This is a genomic window from Roseateles sp., from assembly GCF_044373315.1.
Classification (GTDB): Bacteria; Pseudomonadota; Gammaproteobacteria; order Burkholderiales; family Burkholderiaceae_C; genus JACDQM01.
In genome coordinates this window covers 1-2,793 of the sequence record NZ_JBILQK010000208.1, presented here as the reverse complement: position 1 = coordinate 2,793, position 2,793 = coordinate 1, and the positions used below count along the sequence as shown (strand labels likewise).

Below are 2,793 nucleotides of genomic sequence, written 5' to 3'. Positions count from 1 at the left end.
TGGTGCCAAGGACCTGGGCAAAGCCAGCCTGGTGCTGTCGGTCAAGAAGAGCTTCTGATTCAAGCGACGAGGAGATATAGCCATGAAATTGATCACTGCCGTCATCAAGCCTTTCAAGCTTGACGAAGTGCGTGAAGCCCTCAGCGCGATCGGCGTGCAGGGTTTGACTGTCACCGAAGTCAAGGGCTTCGGCCGCCAGAAGGGCCACACCGAGCTGTACCGCGGCGCCGAGTACGTGGTGGACTTTCTGCCCAAGGTGAAGATCGAGGCGGCGGTTGCCGATGCCGTGGTCGAGCAGGTCATCGAGGCCATCGAAAGCTCGGCCCGCACCGGCAAGATCGGCGACGGCAAGATCTTCGTCTCGCCACTCGACCAGGTGGTTCGCATCCGCACCGGCGAGACCGGCCAGGACGCGCTCTGAGTCGGGGCCGAGCCCAGTGCCTGTGCACTGTGCGACGCCCGACGAAGGCCCGGCGCCTGCAAGCGCAAGGGCTGAGTCGGGGCCGAGCCCAGTGCCTACAGGCGCAAGGGCTGATCGCCCAAGAGTTACCCGATCACAAGACACATCCCGGAGATCCTTCATGAAGAAACTACTTGCCAGCGTGGCGCTGGCGCTGCTGGCCTGTGCGCCAGCCGCCTGGCCCCAGGACGCTGCGGCGTCCGCTCCTGCCGTTGCCGAGGCCGCTGCTGCCGTAGTGGCAGCAGCCTCCGATGCGGTCGCTGCTGCGGCCCCCGTTGCCGAAGCGGCTTCTGCCGCTGCTGCACCGGCACCGGTTCCCAACAAGGGCGACACCGCCTGGATGATGGTGGCCACGCTGCTGGTCATCCTGATGACCGTGCCCGGTCTGGCGCTGTTCTATGGTGGCCTGGTCCGCAGCAAGAACATGCTGTCGGTGCTGATGCAGGTGATGGTCGGCTTCTCGCTGATCGTCGTGCTGTGGTTCGTCTACGGCTACAGCCTAGCCTTCACCGAGGGCAATGCCTTCATCGGTGGCTTTGACCGGCTGATGATGAAGGGCGTCTGGGACAACGTCGGCGGAACCTTCGCCAATGCCGCGACCTTCAGCAAGGGTGTCTACATTCCTGAAATCGTGTTCGCTGCCTTCCAGGCGACGTTCGCCGGCATCACGGCGGCACTGATCATCGGCGCCTTCGCCGAGCGCATGAAGTTCGGCGCGGTGCTGCTGTTCCTGGCGATCTGGTTCACCTTCAGCTACATCCCGGTCGCGCACATGGTCTGGTTCTGGATGGGTCCGGATGCGTACAGCGCTGCAGGCGTAGTCGATGAGATGAACGCCAAGGCCGGTTTCATCTGGCAGATGGGTGCGCTGGACTTCGCTGGCGGCACCGTGGTGCACATCAACGCCGCTGTCGCTGGCCTGGTGGGTGCCTATATGGTCGGCAAGCGCGTCGGCTACGGCAAGGAAGCCTTCACGCCGCACAGCCTGACGCTGACGATGGTGGGTGCATCGCTGCTGTGGGTGGGCTGGTTCGGCTTCAACGCCGGCTCGGCGCTGGAAGCCAACGGCTTCGCAGCACTGGCCTTCGCCAACACCTTCGCTGCCACCGCCGCTGCCGTGCTGGCCTGGTGTATCGGTGAGGCGCTGCTCAAGGGCAAGGCCTCGATGCTGGGTGCCGCCTCGGGTGCCGTCGCTGGTCTGGTCGCCATCACGCCGGCTGCCGGCAACGTCGGCATCGGCGGCGCGCTGATCATCGGCTTCATCGCCGGCTTCGCCTGCCTGTGGGGTGTCAGCGGCCTGAAGAAGCTACTGGGCGCGGATGACTCGCTCGACGTGTTCGGCGTGCACGGTGTCGGCGGCATCATCGGTGCCCTGCTGACCGGTGTGTTCAACTCGCCCAATCTGGGCGGCCCGAGCGCCGTCGGCGACTGGGTGACGGTCGGCATGATCGCCCCGGACGCCTATTCGATCGCGACCCAGGTCTGGACCCAGGCCAAGGCTGTGATCGTGACTATCGTCTGGTCGGGCGTGGTCTCGGTGATCGCCTTCAAGGTGGTCGACTTGGTGATCGGCCTGCGTGTCACGGAAGACGAAGAGCGTGAAGGCCTGGACATCAGCTCGCACGGCGAGACGGCCTATCACAAGTGATCTTCTGAAAGAGCAATCAGGGATTGGGGCGGTGGTCCGCTGCCCCCCGGTTTCTTTCAAAGCCGCCTTCGGGCGGCTTTTTTTCTTGTGCTTGCGCCATCAGCGCGGCAGCAGGCTTCAAGCGAGCCTGCGTGACGCTGTGTGTCAGCTGCGCTTGCTCGCCAGCTCTTCGATCAACTCGACCAGCCGCGCCGGGCTGAATGGCTTGGCCAGGAAGGCATCGGCGCCCGACGCCATGGCGTGATCGTGGTCCGCCGTGCGTGCCTGTGCAGTGATCATGACGACCTGCGTCTTGGCCAGCGCGGGATTGGCGCGGATGCGGCGGCAGACCTCGTAGCCGTCGACCTCGCCGGGCATCATCACATCGAGCAGAACCAGATCGGGCAGCAGCACGGGCAGCAACTGCAGCGCCAGCGTGCCGTTGGCCGCCTCATGCAGCGTGTAGTCGCTGTCCTCAAGTGCCCAACGAATCAGGCGCCGGATATCTGCCTGGTCTTCGACGATCAGGATCCTGGTTCGCATGGCGTGATGATGTCTGCTTCAACAGGCCTTAAGCATAGCGCTAGGGAAGCTCTGCACAAAGCACCGCCGGTTGTGCTCGGTGCCGATTGAAGAGGTTTCGTGACGCCGGTGTCGTCGTCAGCAGCAGGTTTTGGGTGCATTTGCGCATCAACGTGCCGCTGGT

Annotated in this window: 3 protein-coding genes; 2 read left to right on the top strand and 1 reads right to left on the bottom strand. The window is 64.2% G+C overall.

Features of this window, described 5'->3' with window-relative positions:
• Positions 1-82 precede the first annotated feature (82 nt).
• Together glnK and amt are read left to right on the top strand one after the other, a co-directional pair.
• Positions 83-421 carry a P-II family nitrogen regulator gene (glnK, locus tag ACIQ67_RS20485; protein ID WP_397536219.1) on the top strand — a complete coding sequence of 113 codons (339 nt, stop codon included), beginning with the start codon at positions 83-85 and terminating at the stop codon, positions 419-421.
• A 160-nt stretch (positions 422-581) separates the two neighbouring features.
• Positions 582-2,108 carry an ammonium transporter gene (gene amt, locus ACIQ67_RS20480; protein ID WP_397536218.1) on the top strand — a complete coding sequence of 509 codons (1,527 nt, stop codon included), beginning with the start codon at positions 582-584 and terminating at the stop codon, positions 2,106-2,108.
• A gap of 144 nt (positions 2,109-2,252) precedes the next feature.
• Here the strand turns inward: amt and ACIQ67_RS20475 are convergent, their stop codons facing one another.
• Positions 2,253-2,630 (bottom strand): response regulator transcription factor, encoded by a 378-nt coding sequence (locus ACIQ67_RS20475; protein ID WP_397536217.1) that lies wholly within the window; start codon positions 2,628-2,630, stop codon positions 2,253-2,255.
• Positions 2,631-2,793 lie beyond the last annotated feature (163 nt).